This is a genomic window from Labrys wisconsinensis, from assembly GCF_030814995.1.
In the GTDB taxonomy this organism is placed as follows: domain Bacteria; phylum Pseudomonadota; class Alphaproteobacteria; order Rhizobiales; family Labraceae; genus Labrys; species Labrys wisconsinensis.
In genome coordinates this window covers 407596-425921 of the sequence record NZ_JAUSVX010000004.1, presented here as the reverse complement: position 1 = coordinate 425921, position 18326 = coordinate 407596, and the positions used below count along the sequence as shown (strand labels likewise).

Here is an 18326-nt window from a genome sequence, read left to right as displayed (position 1 = left end):
TGCAGAGCCGAAATCGTCTTCGACGTCGTGCCAGGCCGGGATCGCCGCCCGGCCGGGCTCACCTAGAGGCAGTCACGGACCATGGAGATCGCGTTCGGATGGAGTCAAGACCTGCCGGATGGGAGGCACGGCGTTGCCGGGACCTGCGTCCCCGCCGGCCCTCCGCCAGGATCGTCCGATCGCGACGCTATCCGCGGTCCATGACCGCCTCTAGACAGCGACGACGCGGACCGGGATGGACTTGGCGGCAGGGGTGCCGCTGATCCTGTCGAAATATTCGAGCGGCAGGAGCGGGTTCAACTCGGGATAGTATCCGGCGACCGCGCCCCGCGGCATCGGATAGTCCAGGACCGTCAGCCCGTCCACGCGGCGCCGCACGCCATCGTCGGTGATCGTCTCGAGCGCGATGCTGGATCCGGAGTCCAGTCCCCTCGCGGCCCGATCTTCGGCGTTCATGAACAGCACCATGCGATCGTTGTAGACGCCGCGATAGCGGTCGTTGTTGCTGTAGATCGTCGTGTTGAACTGGTCGTGCGAGCGCACCGTGGCCAGCCGCAGCATGGACGGGTCGGCGACCGGAACGTTCACTGCCAGGCCGGGCAGGAGCAGGAAATTGGCCTTGCCGTTGTGCGTCGGCCAGACCAGGCGCCGGGGCGGCACGTCGAGGTGAAAGCCCTGCGGCGCCTTGATCCGTTCCGAGAAGCCGCGATAGATGTCGGGATAGACCGCCGCGATCTTGTCGCGAATGAGATCGTAGTCGTGGATGTAGCTCGCCCACGACACCTTGCTGTCGGGAAGGGTCGCGAGCGCCATCCGGCAGACGATCTCCACCTCCGGCAGGAGGTGCGGGCTGGCCGGGGCCAGCACGCCGCGGGACGCCGTCACCTTCGACATCGAATCCTCGATCGTGACGAACTGCTCGCCGGCCGCCGTGCGGATGACCTCGGACCGGGAGATCACCGGCAGGATGAGGGCGTCGCGGCCGTGCACGAGGTGGCCCCGGTTCAGCTTCGTGGTGATGCCGACGGTCAGGTCCAGCTTGCGCATGGCGGCATAGGAGCGCTCGGTATCGGGGACGGCGCGCACGAAATTGCCGCCCATGCCGATGAACACCCTGGCGGTGCCGGCCTCCATCGCCTCCAGGGTCTCGACGGTGTGATGGCCGGGCTCGCGCGGCGGCTCGAAGCCGAAGACATCACGCACCCGGTCGAGATAGTCCTGCGGCGGCTGCTCGTCGATGCCGACCGTCCGGTCTCCCTGGACGTTGGAATGGCCGCGAATGGGCGCGATGCCGGCGCCGGGCTTGCCGAAATTGCCGCGCAGCAGCAGCAGATTGACCACCTGCTGCAGGAGGCGCGAGCCCTCCTGATGCTGGGTCAGGCCCATGCCGTAGCAGATCATCGTCGCGCGCGAGCGGATATAGATGTCGACGACACGCCGGATCTGATCCTCCGCCAGGCCCGACGCCTCGACGATGTCCGACCAGGCCTGCGCCAGGACGTCGTCGCGGACGGCCTCGAACCCGACCGTGTGCCGGCCGAGAAAATCGTGATCGATGATGCTCTCCCCCTGCGCCTCGCGCTCGAACATCACCTTCATCATGCCCTTGAACAGGGCGAGGTCCCCGCCGATGCGGATATGGACGAACTCGCTGGCGATCGGCACCGAGCCGAAGGTCGCCATCTGCACCACGTCCTGCGGCTCGGTGAAGCGGATGAGGGCCCGCTCCGGCATCGGATTGACCGCCACGATCGGCACGCCGCGCCGCCGGGCTTCGACGAGATTGGTCATCATCCGCGGCGAGTTGGTGCCGGTGTTCTGGCCGATGACGAAGATGGCTTCGGCGTGCTCGAAATCCTCCATGACCACCGTGCCCTTCCCCACCCCGATGGCGGGCGGCAGGCCGCGGCTGGTCGGCTCGTGGCACATGTTCGAGCAGTCCGGGAAGTTGTTGGTGCCGAACTCCCGGACGAAGATGGCGTACAGGAACGCGGCCTCGTTGGGCGTGCGGCCCGACGTGTAGAACTCCGCCTGATGCGGGCTCTCCAGCGCCCGCAGATGGGCGCCGATCAGGGCGAAGGCCGCGTCCCAGTCGCAGGGGACATAGCGATCGGAGGCGGCGTCGTAGCGCATCGGCTCGGTGAGCCGGCCCTGCATCTCGAGCCAATGGTCGGACTGCGCCATCAGCTCGGACACGGTGTGGGCCTGGAAGAACGCGCGGGTGACCCTGCGCTTGGTCGCCTCGAACGCCAGCGCCTTGGCGCCGTTCTCGCAGAACTCGAGCGTCTGCCGATGATCCGGATCGGGAAAGGCGCAGCTCGGGCACTTGAAGCCGCCGGGCTGGTTCATCGCCAGGAGGGCGCGGGACCCCTTGGTGATGACGCTCTGCTCGAAGAGCACCTTCGCGGTTGCGGCGGCGGCGCCCCAGCCGCCGGCCGGATGGTTGTATGTCTGATAGCGGGGCTTGCCGTCCGTCATGTCCGAGCGCTCCCGTGAAGCTGTCCCGGACCCAATAGATCATGATATCTTATTGAAATCGATGGACAATTTGTCCAACCGACGTGGACAGATTGTCCGAGGGCACGCCTCGGCGGGCCGCCGATATGGCCTCGGGCGCGGATCTGGCGCGGATGATGCTTCCCGCGCAGTCGCGAGGGTTGACGCTCGGCCGGCGCTTGGGAAGCCTCAGGCCCGCTCCAGGGCGATGGCGATGCCCTGGCCGACGCCGATGCACATGGTCGAGAGCGACCGCCGGCCGCCGTTCAGGGTGAGCTCGAGCGCGGCGGTGCCGGTGAGACGCGCCCCGGACATGCCGAGGGGATGGCCGAGCGCGATGGCGCCGCCGTTCGGGTTGACCCGGGCATCGTCGTCGGCGATGCCGAGGTCGCGCAGCGTCGCGAGCCCCTGGCTGGCGAAGGCCTCGTTGAGCTCGATCACGTCGAAATCCGCTGCCGTCAGCCCGAGCCGCGCCATCAGCTTCTTCGAGGCCGGCGCCGGGCCGATGCCCATGATCCGCGGCGGAACACCGGCCGTCGCCCCGCCGAGAACGCGGGCGAGCGGCCGCAGGCCGTGCCTGGCCACGGCGGCTTCGCCGGCGAGCAGCAGGGCGGCCGCTCCGTCGTTGACGCCGGAGGCATTGCCCGCCGTCACCGTGCCGCCCTTGCGGAACGGCGTCGGCAGCCTGGCCAGGGCCTCCAGCGTGGTCGCGCGGGGATGCTCGTCGCGATCCACCACCAGCGGATCGCCCTTGCGCTGAGGGATCGTCACCGGCGTGATCTCGCGCGCCAGCCGCCCGCTCGCCTGCGCGGCCGCGGCCTTGACCTGCGAGCGTAGCGCGAAGGCATCCTGGTCGGCGCGGCTGACGGCGAAGTCCTCGGCCACGTTCTCACCGGTCTCCGGCATCGAATCGACGCCGTACTGCGCCTTCATCAGCGGGTTGACGAAGCGCCAGCCGATGGTCGTGTCGTGGATCTCGGCATTGCGGGAGAAGGCGGCATCGGCCTTGGGGAGGACGAACGGCGCGCGCGACATCGACTCCACCCCGCCGGCGATCATGAGCCCGGCCTCGCCCGCCCGGATGGCGCGGGCCGCTGCGATCACGGCGTCCATGCCGGAGCCGCACAGCCGATTGATCGTCGTGCCGGTCACCCCGACCGGCAGGCCGGCCAGCAGCAGCGACATGCGGGCGACGTTGCGATTGTCCTCGCCCGCCTGGTTGGCGCAGCCGAGGATCACGTCGTCGACGGCCCCCCAGTCCACGGCGGGATTCCTGGCCATGAGCGCGGCGAGGGGCACCGCGCCGAGATCGTCGGCGCGCACGGCCGAGAGAGCGCCGCCGAAGCGGCCGATCGGCGTGCGGACGTAATCGCAGATGAAGGCCTCCGGCATGGGTCGCTCCTTCAGAGGTCGGGCACGGTCAGATCGGCCACGGGCCCGTCGACGACGAGCTCGGCCCCGGTCAGGGCCTGCAGCCGGGGAAGGCTCATCGACGCCAGCTTCTCGCGCAGCACGAAGCGGCCGCGCTCGATGTCGATCACGGCCAGGCTGGAATAGATGCGCGTCACGCAGCCGACGCCGGTGAGCGGCAGGCTGCAGCGCTCGACGAGCTTCGGCTCGCCGGTCTTGGTGACGTGCTCGGTGACGACAGCCACGCGCCTGGCGCCGTGCACCAGGTCCATCGCCCCGCCGACCGCCGGCACGCCCTTGGCGCCGACGCTCCAATTGGCGAGATCGCCGGTCTCGGCGACCTGATAGGCGCCGAGGATCGCCACGTCGAGATGGCCGCCCCGGACCATGGCGAAGCTGTCGGCATGATGGAAGAAGGAGGCGCCCGGGCGCAGCGTCACCGCCTTCTTGCCGGCGTTGATCAGGTCCCAGTCCTCCTCGCCCGGCGGCGGGGACTCGCCGAAGTCGAGGATGCCGTTCTCGGTGTGGAAGATGGCCTGGCGCCCGGGCGGCTGATAGCGGGCGACCATTTCGGGAAAGCCGATGCCGAGATTGACATAGGCGCCGTCGGCGATGTCCTGCGCCGCGCGCCAGGCGATCTGGGCGTTGGACAGCTTGATGTCCTCGACGATGATGTCGCTCATGGATAGCTCGCTCCGGCGCGGTTGAGCAGCTCTTCCTGCTGCGGCTCGGACACTTCGACCAGCTTGTCGACGAAGATACCCGGCGTGACGACGTGCTCGGGGTCGATCCCGCCGGGCGGCACGATCCGGGAAACCTGGACGATGGCGCTGCGGGCGGCCATGCACATCAGCGGGCCGAAATTGCGCGCCGCCTTGTTGTAGATGAGGTTGCCGAGCCGGTCGCCGACATGCGCCTTGACCAGGGCGACATCGGCCTTGAGCCAGCGCTCCTGCACATAGGGCCTGCCGTCGAATTCCGCCGTCGGCTTTCCCGCCGCCAGCTCGGTGCCGTAGGAGGTCGGGGTGTAGAAGGCCGGAATGCCGGCCCCGCCGGCCCGGATGCGCTCGGCCAGCGTGCCCTGCGGCACCAGCTCCAGGGCGATCGCGCCGGCCTGATATTTCTCGGCAAAGGCGCGGGGATCGGCGGAACGCGGGAAGGAGCAGATCAGCTTGGCCACCATGCCGAGCTCGATCATCGCGGCGAGGCCGACCCTGCCATTGCCGGCATTGTTGTTGACGACGGTCAGCCCCCCCGGGCTGCCCGTCCGCGTGAAACGGTCGATCAGGGCATGGATCAGCTCGATCGGAGCGCCGGAGCCGCCGAAGCCGCCGATCATCACCGTGCTCGCGTCCTCGATGCCGGCGACGGCCTCCGCCAGGCTGGCGATCGTCTTGTCCATCCCCACCTCCTCACCGGCGCCTTGGTCTTGGTGCGTGCGGTGCCTCGCGAGGAATACGGCGCAATCGCCGCGACGACAAGAAATTTGTGCGATAAAAAATCTTCGTTCGATAATCGAACAAAGTATGGCCGAGTCAGGCGAAGCCTCGCGTCGGGAGCGATGGCTCGCAGGGGTCAGGCGATGACGGCCGCGAGCTGGGCCTGGACCTCGAGCAGGTTCGGCAGGAACTCGGCGCGCAGGCGGTCCAGGCCGACGCGGCTCGTCTGCACGCCGGTGTTCAGCGCCGCCACCACGCGGCCGGACCGGCTGCGGATGGGAACGGCCAAGGAGCGAAGCCCGATCTCGAGCTCCTCGTCGACGATGCAATAGCCCTCGCGCCGCACCCTGGCGATCTCGGTGGCGAGGTCCTCCCGCTTCGTCAGGGTCCGCGCCGTGAGCGCCTGCAGGTCCGAGCGGTCGATCAGCGCCAGGGCTTCCTCGTCCGTCATCGCGGCGAGCAGCACCCGCCCCATGGAGGAGCAATAGGCGGGAAGCCTGCTGCCGACACCCAGGCTGATCGACATGACGCGGCGCTGGGCCGCCCGGGCGATGTAGACGATATGGGTGCCGTCGAGGATCGAGCAGGAGCAGGATTCCTGAATCGTGCCCGCGAGCCGGTCGAGAAAGGGCTGCAGCTGCTCCGGCAGCGGCGTCGAGGCGAGATAGGCATGGCCGAGCGTCAGGACCCGCGCCGTGAGGGCGTAGCACTTGCCGTCGAAGGTGGCGAAGCCGAGCCGCTGCAGCGTGATCAGGCAGCGGCGCGTCGTCGCCCGGTCGAGCCCGGCCAGCCGCGCCGCCGCCGCGATGGTCAGGCGCTCATGGCCCTGGCCGAAGGCGCCGAGCACCGAGAGGCCCTTGGCGAAGCCTCCCATCATGTCTCCGGGACGTTCGTCGCTCATGGCGGACCTCGAAGCCGGACGCGGCACGAAAAAGTTGACGCCCGGCCATCCCGGTGCTCAACTGTGCGATAATACAATATTGTTCGATAATTGAACATTTTGGCCGCGTCAAGTCGAGGCGGTTTGCGCGGGGAAACCGGATCGGAGGCGACGAGCGATGCAGCCCTTCATCTATTCCGCCCATCCGGCGCGCGTCATCTTCGGATCGGGAACGCTCGCCCGGCTGCCGGCCGAGGTCGAGCGGCTCGGCCTCGAGCGGGTGCTCGTGCTGTCGACACCGCAGCAGGAGGCCGAAGCCGGCGCGCTGGCCGGGCGCATCGGGACGCGCGCCGCCGGAGTGTTCGCCGGCGCCACCATGCACACGCCGGTCGGCGTCACCGAGGCGGCCATGCGTCACGTGGCGGCCGAGCGGATCGACGGGCTGGTGGCGGTCGGCGGCGGCTCGACCACCGGGCTCGCCAAGGCCATCGCGCTCCGGACCGACCTGCCCCAGATCGTCGCGCCGACGACCTATGCGGGCTCGGAGATGACGCCGATCCTCGGCGAGACCCAGGGCGGCGTGAAGACGACGCAGAAGAGCCCCAGGGTGCTCCCCGAAGTGGTCATCTACGACGTGGACCTCACCCTGTCGCTGCCGCCCCATCTCTCGGCCGTAAGCGGCATGAACGCCATCGCCCATGCGGTCGAGGCGCTCTATGCGCAGGACCGCAACCCGATCATCGCCATGATGGCGGCCGAAGGCATCCGGGCGCTGGCCCGCGCCCTGCCGCGCATCGTCGAGACGCCGCACGATGCGGAGGCACGCTCCGACGCGCTCTACGGCGCCTGGCTCTGCGGCACCTGCCTCGGCGCCGTCGGCATGGCGCTGCACCACAAGCTCTGCCATACGCTCGGCGGCGCCTTCGACCTGCCGCATGCCGAGACCCATACGGCCGTGCTGCCGCACGCGACCGCCTACAATGCCCCGGCGGCGCCGGAAGCGATGGGCGCGATCGCCGAGGCGCTCGGCGCCGCGGAGGCGGCGCCGGGCCTCTACGACCTCGCCGCCCGCCTCGGCGCGCCGCTCGCCCTGCGCGATCTCGGCATGCCGGAGAGCGGCATCGAGGCCGCCGCCGACAGCGCCATGAAGAACCCCTACTGGAACCCGCGCCCGCTCGACCGCACGGCCCTGCGCGACCTGATCGCGCGCGCCTATGCCGGCGAGCCGCCGCGCGCCTAGAAGCGCGGCACGGCTCGCGGGGATGCGGCGTCGGAAGGCTCCGAGTGCCCGGCGAGACCACAAGAACAAGCAAGGAGACGGCCGATGACCGAGGTGAAGCCCCACCGGCAATTCCAGAAATACCCCTATTTCGAGGAGGAGACCTCAGAAGCGGTGGTCAATGCCCGCATGGGGCCCGACGTCACGCCGCGCCTGCGGCAGGTCATGACCGCGGTGGTCAAGCATCTGCACGCGGCCGTCAAGGAGATCGAGCCGACGCACGAGGAATGGCTGGCCGCCATCAAGTTCCTCACCGAGACCGGCCACATGTGCACGCAATGGCGGCAGGAATTCATCCTGCTGTCGGACACGCTCGGCGTCTCCATGCTGGTCGATTCGATCAACCATCGCCGCCCGAGCGGCGCGACCGAGAACACCATCCTCGGGCCCTTCTACGTCGCCGACGCGCCGCGCTACGAGCACGGCGCCAACATCTGCCTCGACGGCAAGGGCGAGCCGGCGATCGTGCGGGGGCGCGTGCTCGACACCGAAGGGCACCCGATCGCCGGCGCGACGATCGACGTGTGGCAGACCAATGAGGACGGCTTCTACGACGTGCAGCAGAAGGGCGTGCAGCCGGACTTCAACCTGCGCGGCGTCTTCACCAGCGACGCGGAGGGGCGCTACTGGTTCCGCTCGTCCAAGCCGCGCTACTACCCGATCCCCGACGACGGGCCGGTGGGCAAGATGCTGGCGGCGCTCGGCCGCCATCCCAACCGGGCGGCGCATCTCCACTTCATCGTCACCGTGCCGGGCTACGATCCGGTGATCACCCATATCTTCACGCCCGATTGCCCCTATCTCTCGGAAGATGCGGTGTTCGGCGTCAAGGAGTCGCTGATCGCCGACTTCCGCAAGGTCGAGGATCCCGCGGCCGTGGCGCAGAGCGGCTTCGGCCGGCCGTTCTGGCAGGTCGACTGGGACTTCGCCCTCGCCCGCGCCGCCGCGGGCAAGCCCGCGGGTTCCGTGACCGCGTGAATCGGCCATGAACGAATATGAGCTCCAGCGCGTCATCCGCTTCCTCCGGCGCACGCGGCAGCCCTATGTCTCCCTCGTGCCGTCGGCCGAGCCGGATGCGTCCTGGAACATCGTCACGCATCTCATCGAGTCGGAGATCGCCGGCCAGCCGGTGACGCTCTCCTCCCTGGTCGACGTGGCGGAGCTGCCTTATGCGACGGCGCTGCGCCGCGTTCACCGGATGATCGACGAGGGCGCCATCCTCAAGCGCTCGCGCACGGCGACGGGCAAGAGCTTCACGCTGCATCCGAGCCCCGAGCTCAGGGCGCGCTTCGAGACCTATGCGCGGCAGATGAAGTGCCTCCTGGCCGAGACCTTCGGCCGGAGCATGGCGATCGAGGACGAGAGCGATTTCTATTTCGGCGGCATGGCCGAACGTCCCGCGAGCGCCGGCGGGGCGACGGACGACCGGCTGCGCTTCCTGCTGCACGACGACAACTACTTCGCCTCGATGCACAACATGTGGGTGGATTTCCGCAGCAACCGGGCCACGCGCCGCGACTTCGAGATGCGCATCCTGCCCGAGCTCTACGGCCGGCTGCGCGCCAATGCCGAAGCCGAGGTCTCCGCCTTCGACGTCGTCACCGTCAACATGCCCTGGCTCGGCGAATTCGCCAGCCGCGGCGCCCTGGCCCCCCTCGCCGGCTTCAACGAGCCGCGGCTGATCAACCCCGACGATTTCCAGCCTATGGTCTGGCAGACCGGCGCCTGGCAGGGCGTGCAGTTCGCGGTGCCCATCTACGTCACGATCGAGATCCTGGCAGCCCGCCGGGACTGGCTCGACGAAGCGGGCCTGCAGCCGCCGCGCAGCTTCGACGACGTGGTCGGCGTCGCCCGCGCCTTCCACGATCCCGGACGCGATCGCTACGGCGTCGTCTGGAACGCCGCCCGGGGCATGCCGCTGGCGCACAGCTTCATGTTCTTCCTCGGCGCCTGCGGCGGCGGCATCCTGGGCCGGCGCCGGGATGCGGCAGCCGGCGCCGTCGACATTGACGGCAGGGCCGGCCGCGAGGTTCTCGACTTTATGCACCGCCTCGTCGAGGTGTCGCCGCCCGACGTGCTGACCATGGAATGGAAGCGCGGCCTCGATCTCTTCCTGCACGGCCGGAGCGCCCTCTCCTATGTCTGGACCATGCGGGCCGCACGGTTCGAATACGACATCCATTCGGCGGTGAAGCGGAAGGTCCGATATCTCCCGCACGCTGCGGGTCCCGGCGGCAGCAACCTCTCCCCCATGGGCGGCTTCCTGCTCGCCGTGCCGGCCAATCTGCCCGAGGCGCGAGCCCGCCGGGCCTTCGAGGCCATCGCCTCGATGGCCTCGCCGGAGGCCATGCGCGCCCACGCCAAGAACGGCTTCCCGGTCGTGCCCCGGTTCAGCGTCGCGGCCGACCCCGAGGTGCAGGCCGGATCGCCGCTGATCCCCTTCGTCGACGGGCTGGCGAAGCGCAACCTTCTCAGCACGCATCAGCGGCCGGAGATTCCACAATATGCGGCAATCGAGGCCGTCCTCGGCGAGGTGCTGCACCGCGCCCTGCGCCGCGAGTGCAGCGATGCCGAGGCCCTCGGCAAAGCCCAGAGGGCCGTGGAGCACATCATGCAGCGGGCCGAGCCCGAGCTCGCGCGCGCCTGAGCCGCGATCGAGGAAGGCTCAGCCGAACTCGATGCCGGGGAAGGAGCCGGGGACGGGGTCGACGGGCTCCGCCGGCTCGTGGTCGCGCGTCACCACGAAATAGTCCCGGTCGCCCAGGCCGCGGCGGCGCGCGGCCTCGAAGCGGCGCCGCACCGCCTCGCTCAGCTCGGCCGGGCCGTCCGTCTGCCGCACGACCTCGCAGATCAGCTCGAAATCCTTGATCATCTGACTGATCGAGAAGGACGGATCGAAATCGTTGCCGACGATGGCCTGGTGCTTATAGGCGAGCAGGGGCGAGCCGACGGCGCTCTGGCAGATGACGTCCATGAGCACGGACACGGGCAGGCCGCCGGCGCGGCCGACGGCCAAAGCCTCGGCCAGCAGCGCCGAGGTGCCGCCCACCAGCACGTTGATCGCGAGCTTGAGATAGCGCGCCTCCTCCCGCTCGCCGACCCAGAACTGCCTTGCCGCGAAGCAGGCGAGGACCGGCTTCACCAGGGCCCAGGCCCGCTTCGGGCCGGACACCATCGCGGTCAGCTGCGCCGATTGCGCCGTCGCGGTGCTGCCGGACACCGGCGCGCGAAGATAGTCGACGGCCCGGGCCGCGAGCACGTCGCCGATCTCGGCGGAGAGACGCGGCGACACCGTGCTGACGTCGACGAAGACGTGACGGGACGCCAGATGCTGCGCCAGCCCGCCGTCGCCGAACACGAGATCATGCAGCACGTCGTCCTGCGCCACGGTGGTGAGGATCACATCCGAGCGTGCCGCCAGCTCCTCGATCGAATCGGCAACCCCGGCGCCCGCTGCGACGGTGCTGGCACGGTTCTCGATCAGGGGCTCCAGCACGGTGACGGCATAGCCGGCCGACAGCACCGCCCGGGCCATCGGGCTGCCCATCTTGCCGATTCCGATCCACCCGATCCGCATGTCCGCCGCTCCCGGCCCGGCCGGCATCCCAGGTTGCGTCTTCTGCAGGACAGCTTGGCGCCTCTTCACCAGGTCGTCGCCCGGGAAGATATTCATCTTGAACATCTTCGTGCTGGGCTCGCGGCGACCGGTCGCTAGGCTTCGAGCTCGAGGCGTCGTCCGGGGATCAAGTCCGGCCATGACGGCGGAGAGCGCAGCGCGCTTATCTGCAGACGTGCTCTAGGACGAAGGGAGCGCCGCCGAGGCCCCAGCTCCCACAGGTGGGGAGGAACCATGCGCGCCGTGCGCTTCCATGACAGGCGCGACATTCGCGTCGAAGACGTGCCGGGCCCCCAGGGCCCCTTGAAGGACGGCGATGTCCTGATCCGGCCGATCGTGTGCGGCATCTGCGGCACCGACCTGCATGAATATGTGGCAGGGCCGATCGTCACGCCGGCCGAGCCGCATCGCTACACCGGCGCCCGGCTGCCGCAGATCCTCGGCCACGAGTTCTCGGCCGAGGTGCTCGACACCGGCAAGGCGGTGACCAACGTCAGGCCCGGCGACCGCGTCTCGATCCAGCCGCTGGTGTCGCCGCGCGACGACTATTACGGCCGGCGCGGGCTCTTCCATCTCAGCGAGAACCTCGGCTGCGTCGGCCTGTCCTGGGCCTGGGGCGGCATGGCCGAGCGCGCCGTCGTCAACGACTACAACGTCTTCAAGGTGCCGGATGCGGTGAGCGACGTGCAGGCGGCGATGATCGAGCCGGCCGCCGTGGCCCTCTACGCCGTCGATCGCGGCGGGGTGCAGGCCGGGTCGACCGTGCTGCTCTCGGGCCTCGGTCCGATCGGCGCCCTGACCTTGCTCGCCTGCCGGGCCGCCGGCGCGAGCACCATCATCGTGGCCGAGCCGAACCCGAACCGCCGTGCCCTCGCCGGGCGGCTGGTGCCCGATGCCCTCGTCGTCGACCCGAAGGCGGTCGACGTCGCCGCCTTCGTCCGGGAGCACAGCGAGGACGGCGTCGGCGTCGACGTGGCGATCGAATGCGTCGGCCTCGAAGCCTCGCTGAACAGCTGCGCCAAGGCGGTGCGCCGGCGCGGCCGCGTGGTGCAGGTCGGGCTACACACCCGGCCGGCGGCGATCGACGCCATGTTGTGGGCGCTGAAGGACATTACGATCGAAGCGACCTGGTGCTATCCGACCACGGTGTGGCCGCGGATCGCCGGGATGATCGCGGCGGGGCTCTATCCCGTCGAGGCGATCGTGACATCGACCATCGATCCCGAGCATGTCGTGGCCAGGGGCTTCGACGAGCTGCTCGATCCCTCCGGCCGCAACATGAAGATCCTGGTCCGCTCCAGCTGACCGGCCGCCGCCCCACCGCAAGGACAACGCGCATGCACTATGTCATCCACGCCCTCGACAAGCCCGGCGCCCTGCCGACGCGGCTCGCCAACTACGACGCCCACAAGGCCTATCTGGCGCAGGCCAAGGTCAGGACGGTGATCTCGGGCCCGCTGGTCGCCGACGACGGCGAGACCATGATCGGCAGCTGCTTCGTGGTCGAGGCCGACAGCAAGGACGAGGTCCTGGCCTTCCATGACAACGACCCGTTCAAGGCGGCCGGCGTGTGGGAGCACGTCCACATCAACCCCTTCCTGAAGCGGGTCGACAACCGCTGACCTCGGCGGCGTCCCTCAGCCCCTGCGGCCGGAGAAGACGTTCAGCCCGACCAGCCTGTCGATGACGATGACGATGATCGCCGAGCCGATCACCGACCAGGTGGAGACGGCGGCGATCAGCGGCCGGTATTGATAGAGCAGGTACTCGTAGATCCTGATCGGCAGCGGCTGGAGCTGGCGCGGCGTCAGGAAGATCGAGATGGAGAAATCGTTCCAGGACGTGATGAAGGCGAACAGGAAGCCGGCGATCACGCCCGGCTTGATCAGCGGCAGGGTGATCGACAGGAACGTCCGCCAGGGCGTCGCGCCGACGCTGCCCGCCGCATCCTCCAGCGCCGGGTCGAGGTTGTCCATGACGGCGGTGATGGTCCGGACGGGATAGGGCATGGTGATGATGACGTGGCCGATCATCAGCGCCGCCAGGCTCGTGACCCCGAACGCGGACATGATCACCGAATAGAGCGCGAGCGCGAAGATCACCGAGGGCACCAGCAGCGGCCCCATGAAGGACAGCGTCAGCACGCTGGCGACGAAGGGCGATGCCTTGCGCAGCCGCAGGGCGACCGGCAGGGCGAAGATGGTCGAGACGGCCGCGGCCACGACGGCGACGGCCAGGCTGACCAGCGCGGCATCGACGAAGCTTCGATCGGTCAGCGCCGCGATCATCCAATGCAGGGTCAGGGATCGCGGCGGAAACACCATGGCGTCGGCATTGAGGGCGGCACCGGCGACCACGACCAGCGGCGCGGCGACGAACACGAAGCCGCAGAACGCCGCGATGCCGAGGCCCATCGGAAGGCGCAGTCGCGCAGGCCGGCCGGTGTTTCGGGCGAGGGCTGTCATTCGGCGTTACCTCGATGTCCGGAAGATGCGACGAACGGCGACGAGATAGATGGCCGTCACGACGATGCTGAGCACCGTCAGGCTGATGCCGATCGCGGCGGCGAAGGGGAAGTTGCCCTGGATCGTGGCCTGCTCGTAGGCCATCATGCCCATCATCCTCACCCGTCCGCCCCCCATCAGCGAGGGGATGGCGAAGGCCGCCGCATTGAGGGTGAACGCGATCAGCGTGCCGGCGACGACGCCGGGCAGCGACAGCGGAAAGGTCACGGCCCAGAAGGTCCGCTGCCGGCCCGCCCCGACACTCGCGGCGGCCTCCTTCAGCGCCGGATCGATGGCGGCGAGCACGCCGATCAGCGGCAGCACGACATAGGGCACGGCGATCTGGACGAGCCCGATCAGCACGCCGAGCTCGGTATACATGATCCGCATCGGCCCGAGCCCGATCAGGCCGAGCGCGCCGGTGACCAGGCCGCCGTTCATCAGGAGCACGTTGAGGCCGAAGATGCGGATGACGATGTTGACCGACAGCGAGACGACCACCAGGCTGGTGAGCAGGCCGCGGCGATTGGACGGCAGCCCGGCGATGTAATAGGCCAGGACATAGCCGATGATCAGGGCGAAGACCGTCGACAGGACGGACAGCTTGATCGTGGTCCACAGCGCCGTCTCCAGATAGAACGGATCGGTCCAGAACCGGGCATAGTGCTCCAGCGTGCCGGTGAACCGGGGAGCGCTGCCGAGCTCGTGCGACGACAGGCTGGTGGCGATCAGCCAGCCCATGGGCACGAAGAAGAACAGGGCGACGAAGGCGAACGGCAGGAAGAGCGAGCCGCGGGCGATCAGTCCGCCGGCCCTCGCCAGGGCGCCGTCGCCGGGGCCGTCAGTCCTGGGCAATGACGGCGCTCGCGACATGGATCCTGACCCTGTCTCCCGGGTTGAGCACGTCGGCATTGGACCGCTCCTGCAGGAACACGAGCGCTTCCGGCCCGTGATCGAGGCTCAGTCCGTAGCGGACGGCAGACCCTTCGTAGATGATCTCGCGGACGGTCCCGCCGAGCTCGCCCGCATCCGCACCGGCCGCCGGACGCGCCAGCACCAGCCATTCCGGCCTGACGATCAGGCGGATCGTCTCGCCGGCGCGCGCCTGGACCGGCGAATGGGCGCCGACGACCGCCCCTCCCGGCAGGCGGACGAGGGCCTTCTGGTCCCCGGCATTCTCGACGATCTCGCCGTCGAGGAAATTGGCGCTGCCGAGGAAGCCGGCGACGAAGCTGTTGGCCGGGCGCTCGTAGACCGTGCGCGGATCGGCGACCTGCTGGATGCTGCCCGCCTGCATGACCACGACCCTGTCCGACATCGACAGCGCCTCCTCCTGGTCGTGGGTGACGAACAGCATCGTCACCCCGAGGGAGCGCTGCAGCCGCTTCAGCTCGATGCGCATGTCCTCGCGCAGGCGCCTGTCGAGATTGGACAGCGGCTCATCGAGAATGATGACCTCGGGATCGATGGCCAGGGCCCGCGCCGTCGCGACGCGCTGCTGCTGGCCGCCGCTCAACTCGCGGGGATAGCGATCCTTCAGGCCGGAAAGCTGGACCATTCCGAGCGCCCGGTCGACACGCCGGGCGATCTCCTCGCGTGCCATCCGGCGGATGCGCAGGCCGAAGGCGATGATCTCGAAGACCGTCATATGCGGCCACAAGGCGTAGTTCTGGAAGACCACGCCGATGTTGCGCCGATGCGGCGGCAGGGTCGTGACATCCCGGCCCCGGATCGAGACGCGGCCTTCGTCGGGGATGGTGAATCCGCCGATGACGCGGAGCGTCGTGGTCTTGCCGCAGCCGCTGGGGCCGAGAACGGTGATGAACTCGCCGCTCCGGACCTGCAGGGAGACGTCCTTCAGGGCGCTGAACTGTCCGTAGCTCTTGCCGCAATGCGACAGCTCGATATCGATGCCATCGGCCATTATCTCTGGATTTCCCGCTCCCACCGAGACTGCCACGCGTCATACACGGTCACGATGTATTTCCAGTCGGCGCTCTGCAAGCTGTCGACGTTCTGCGGCGTGAGCATCATCTTGGCCTGCACGTCCGGCGGCAGGACCGCCTGCTTGTTGGTGGGGAAATAGCCCAGCTTCTGCGCCATGATCAGGCCGGCCTGCGCGCCGAGCAGGTGGTTCGCGAGCTTCTCCGCCAGGTCCGTGTTCGGGCGGCCGGCGACCACGCTCAGCGTCGAGGCCAGCGGAAAGAAGCCCTCCTTCGGAATGGCGCCCTTGACATTGACGCCTTCGGCGTCGTGCGCCCAGGCGATGCGGCCGTCGGTCCACACGCTCATGGAGATCTGGTCGTTGCGATAGAGCTCGAGGTGATCGGCGTGGGCATTGATCCAGACGTCGATGTTGCCGGCGATCTTGGCCAGCTCGGCGAAGCCGGCATCGGGATGACGCTCGTCGCCGCCCGCGAGCTTGGCGAACAGGGTGATCAGCTCGATGTTCTCCGGCCGGAAGCCGCGCAACGCGACGCGCCCCTTGTACTGAGGATCGGCCAGATCGTACCAGGACTGCGGCGGCTTCACCTCGCCCGGATTGTAGGCAAGGACATAGGCGCCGAAATTGGCCGCGACGACCGCCGGCGAATAGATGGCCTTGGGGTAGAGCGAGGCGAGATTGGGCACCAGCTTCGGGTCCAGCGGCGCGAAGGCGCCCTCCGCCTCCATGCGCAGCGCGAAGACTGGATCGGAGACGATGACGTCGATCTCCTTGTTGCGGACGCGCGCCATGTTGTTGGCCCCGGATCCGGCCACGATCGTGACCTTGACGTCGTTGGCCTTCTCGAAATCCTTGACGCTCTGCGCCATTGCCTCGTCATAGGCGCCGCCGAAGCCGCTGAGGATGAGCTCCCTCTCCTGCGCCCGGGCCTGCGTGGATGCGCCCAGGGCCATGGCCGCGATCACGGCCATGCTCTTGAGCAGCGTTCGACGTCCGATCCATGTCATCGCCATCTTCCCCTCGAGGCTGTTGTCCGCCGGCCCGTCATCGGCGCGGAGCGGTTCGTCGCGGCCGAGACCATACGGCCAGCGCAATGTCCGTGAAGTCCATGAACCGGGCGCCGGCAGCCCCGGTCGGTATCCGGTCGCGTCAAGACGGCGCCGGCTCCTGCGGCCAGCGCGATCCACATCGGCACGTCAGACCGGCGCCACGTCGCTTCCCGGCCCGAACACCGCAGCCCGTCCGGGCCAGGCTCGCGGCATCGCCGCCCGGCGCCGTCCTGCCGGGCTGGCCTCGCGAAAGGCCGGGTGCCGCACTAGTCGAGGCGGGCCGAGGCCGGACGCACGCCGCCGGATGAAGCGTGGCCGACAGGCTCCGCGGCACGAGCCCCCGGCCCGTCGGCCGGAGGCGGGAAAAGGCCAGTCGCCGGCTCGGCGCCGACGCAGCCGGCATCCATCCTGAACGCCATGGCGTCCGTTCTCCTCTGCTGCCTTATATCTAAGCTTTTCTGCCTTATATGCGGCAGTTTAGTATATACATAATACCAACCGGAGCCGGCGTGACAAGACGGATTCCGCCGGCACCGGCGCCATTCCCGCACGCCCCCGCAGGTCCGCCGCCGCGGAGCAAAGCGCGTTCGGGCGGAAACGCTGCCTTGCTCCAGATCCTTGCTTCGACGCGTCTTTGCGACTCTTGGCGACTCTCGGCGAGTCCGCCAAATCGCAAGACGCCTCAGGCCAGCGCGACCTCGAGCCAGATCGGCTCCTTGGTCTCGAACGTGCTCTTCATGACATGCCGCCCAACCTCGACGAGCCGATCCTTGTGTTCCGGCACGACCTCGCCGAGCACCGGCGTCGCGATGTCCTCGGTCGCCGCGCCATACTGGATGATGAGCTTGTTTCCCGTCCCCTGGGAAAAGCGGATTCGCCCGACCGGAGCGTCGCATTGACGCTCCTTCACCTGCACGGGCGCCGTGCTGACCACCGGCGCCCAGGCATAGATGGCCTCGCCGCTGACCACGGCATGGTCCTGCAGGATGGTGAAAGGCAGTGCCGCGACGATGTCCTCGCAGAGATCCGGATTCTCCCTCACCGCCAGGATCGCCTCGACGGTGATGCCGAGAGGCTTCCAGGTGAGCCTGACCCTGCGGCCGTCGCGAATTGCCACGCGGCGGGAGAGGTCGGACAGGGACGGGAGCGGTTCGCCCGGCGCCGCATAGCCGAACTGCCCCGCGCCCAGATTCCAGGGAAAATAGTGGAAGGACCAGGCGCTGAGCAGATTGGTATAGGCGCACATGGCGCGCACGGCCTCGACCGCGTCCTGCCGGCTCGCCGCCGACGGCAGATGCCGCCGCAGCGCGAGGGCGAAGCCGCCCAGCTTCGGAAAGCCGCTGTAGCGCAGGTAGTTGCTGTAGGGATGGTCGAACAGGTTGACGACGGCGCAGAGCTGGTCGAGCGAGAAGCTCTCATCCTCCGCCAGCTCGACGAAGTGATACCAAGTGTACATCGACATGTCGCGGATCATGCCATTGGCGAAATCCCACGTCGTGAAATACTGGCCATTCGTGCCGGCCTGATTGTCCATGGCTCCGGTCCGGATCTTGTAGACCTCCTCGGGCTCGGCAGCCCGGATCTTGTCGGTCTCCTCCCTTATCGCCCTGACCACTTCGCTCAGGCTTCTATCCGACATGGTCCCACTCGTCCCTGGTTGGCGATGCGACGGGCCTCACCCGTGACGGCAGCATAATCATAATGATCG

16 protein-coding genes are annotated in these 18326 nt (G+C 68.6%); 5 read left to right on the top strand and 11 right to left on the bottom strand.

Going from position 1 to position 18326, the window contains the following annotated elements; genetic code table 11:
- Positions 1 to 210: 210 nt before the first annotated feature.
- The 5 genes from QO011_RS14600 to QO011_RS14580 all read right to left on the bottom strand — a co-directional run bounded on the left by QO011_RS14600 (position 211) and on the right by QO011_RS14580 (position 6246).
- Positions 211 to 2478, bottom strand: coding sequence for an FdhF/YdeP family oxidoreductase (locus tag QO011_RS14600; RefSeq protein ID WP_307273125.1), 2268 nt, complete (start codon positions 2476 to 2478; stop codon positions 211 to 213).
- A gap of 207 nt (positions 2479 to 2685) precedes the next feature.
- Entirely contained in the window at positions 2686 to 3888 is a 1203-nt protein-coding gene (pcaF, locus tag QO011_RS14595) for a 3-oxoadipyl-CoA thiolase (protein WP_307273123.1), read from the bottom strand.
- Positions 3889 to 3899: 11 nt separating this feature from the next.
- Positions 3900 to 4589, bottom strand: coding sequence for a 3-oxoacid CoA-transferase subunit B (locus QO011_RS14590; RefSeq protein WP_307273121.1), 690 nt, complete (start codon positions 4587 to 4589; stop codon positions 3900 to 3902).
- Complete coding sequence (locus QO011_RS14585) at positions 4586 to 5308, bottom strand: 3-oxoacid CoA-transferase subunit A (RefSeq protein WP_307273119.1); 723 nt, start codon at positions 5306 to 5308, stop codon at positions 4586 to 4588. The genes QO011_RS14590 and QO011_RS14585 overlap by 4 nt, the downstream gene beginning before the upstream one ends.
- A gap of 173 nt (positions 5309 to 5481) precedes the next feature.
- The gene (locus tag QO011_RS14580) at positions 5482 to 6246 is read right to left on the bottom strand and encodes an IclR family transcriptional regulator domain-containing protein (protein WP_307273117.1); all 765 of its coding nucleotides are present in this window, start codon (positions 6244 to 6246) and stop codon (positions 5482 to 5484) included.
- Positions 6247 to 6403: 157 nt separating this feature from the next.
- Here QO011_RS14580 and QO011_RS14575 point away from each other — a divergent pair, with 157 nt between their 5' ends.
- The 3 genes from QO011_RS14575 (at position 6404) to QO011_RS14565 (ending at position 10151) form a co-directional block, all read left to right on the top strand.
- Positions 6404 to 7465 carry a maleylacetate reductase gene (locus QO011_RS14575; RefSeq protein WP_307273115.1) on the top strand — a complete coding sequence of 354 codons (1062 nt, stop codon included), beginning with the start codon at positions 6404 to 6406 and terminating at the stop codon, positions 7463 to 7465.
- Between the two features lie 84 nt (positions 7466 to 7549).
- A complete protein-coding gene (locus QO011_RS14570; RefSeq protein ID WP_307273114.1) occupies positions 7550 to 8482 on the top strand; it encodes an intradiol ring-cleavage dioxygenase in 933 nt (310 codons plus the stop codon).
- A 7-nt stretch (positions 8483 to 8489) separates the two neighbouring features.
- A complete protein-coding gene (locus QO011_RS14565; RefSeq protein ID WP_307273112.1) occupies positions 8490 to 10151 on the top strand; it encodes an extracellular solute-binding protein in 1662 nt (553 codons plus the stop codon).
- An 18-nt stretch (positions 10152 to 10169) separates the two neighbouring features.
- Here QO011_RS14565 and QO011_RS14560 read toward each other — a convergent pair whose 3' ends face one another.
- Positions 10170 to 11177, bottom strand: coding sequence for an NAD(P)-dependent oxidoreductase (locus tag QO011_RS14560; RefSeq protein ID WP_370881959.1), 1008 nt, complete (start codon positions 11175 to 11177; stop codon positions 10170 to 10172).
- Between the two features lie 177 nt (positions 11178 to 11354).
- On the opposite strand from QO011_RS14560, the gene QO011_RS14555 reads away from it, so the two are divergent.
- Together QO011_RS14555 and QO011_RS14550 are read left to right on the top strand one after the other, a co-directional pair.
- Positions 11355 to 12425, top strand: coding sequence for a 2,3-butanediol dehydrogenase (locus tag QO011_RS14555; protein ID WP_307273111.1), 1071 nt, complete (start codon positions 11355 to 11357; stop codon positions 12423 to 12425).
- Between the two features lie 32 nt (positions 12426 to 12457).
- Positions 12458 to 12742 (top strand): YciI family protein, encoded by a 285-nt coding sequence (locus QO011_RS14550; RefSeq protein ID WP_307273110.1) that lies wholly within the window; start codon positions 12458 to 12460, stop codon positions 12740 to 12742.
- Positions 12743 to 12757: 15 nt separating this feature from the next.
- On the opposite strand, the gene QO011_RS14545 is transcribed toward QO011_RS14550, so the two are convergent.
- From QO011_RS14545 to QO011_RS14525, 5 genes are all read right to left on the bottom strand, one after another.
- Positions 12758 to 13585, bottom strand: coding sequence for an ABC transporter permease (locus tag QO011_RS14545; RefSeq protein ID WP_307273107.1), 828 nt, complete (start codon positions 13583 to 13585; stop codon positions 12758 to 12760).
- A gap of 6 nt (positions 13586 to 13591) precedes the next feature.
- Complete coding sequence (locus tag QO011_RS14540) at positions 13592 to 14479, bottom strand: ABC transporter permease (protein WP_307273104.1); 888 nt, start codon at positions 14477 to 14479, stop codon at positions 13592 to 13594.
- Complete coding sequence (locus QO011_RS14535) at positions 14466 to 15548, bottom strand: ABC transporter ATP-binding protein (protein ID WP_307273101.1); 1083 nt, start codon at positions 15546 to 15548, stop codon at positions 14466 to 14468. The genes QO011_RS14540 and QO011_RS14535 overlap by 14 nt, the downstream gene beginning before the upstream one ends.
- Positions 15548 to 16576: an ABC transporter substrate-binding protein gene (locus tag QO011_RS14530; protein ID WP_307273099.1), complete on the bottom strand. Its 1029-nt coding sequence runs from the start codon at positions 16574 to 16576 to the stop codon at positions 15548 to 15550. Before QO011_RS14530 ends, QO011_RS14535 begins: the two co-directional genes overlap by 1 nt.
- 724 nt (positions 16577 to 17300) lie before the next feature.
- Positions 17301 to 18257: a cucumopine synthase-related protein gene (locus tag QO011_RS14525; RefSeq protein ID WP_307273096.1), complete on the bottom strand. Its 957-nt coding sequence runs from the start codon at positions 18255 to 18257 to the stop codon at positions 17301 to 17303.
- Between the last annotated feature and the right edge of the window lie 69 nt (positions 18258 to 18326).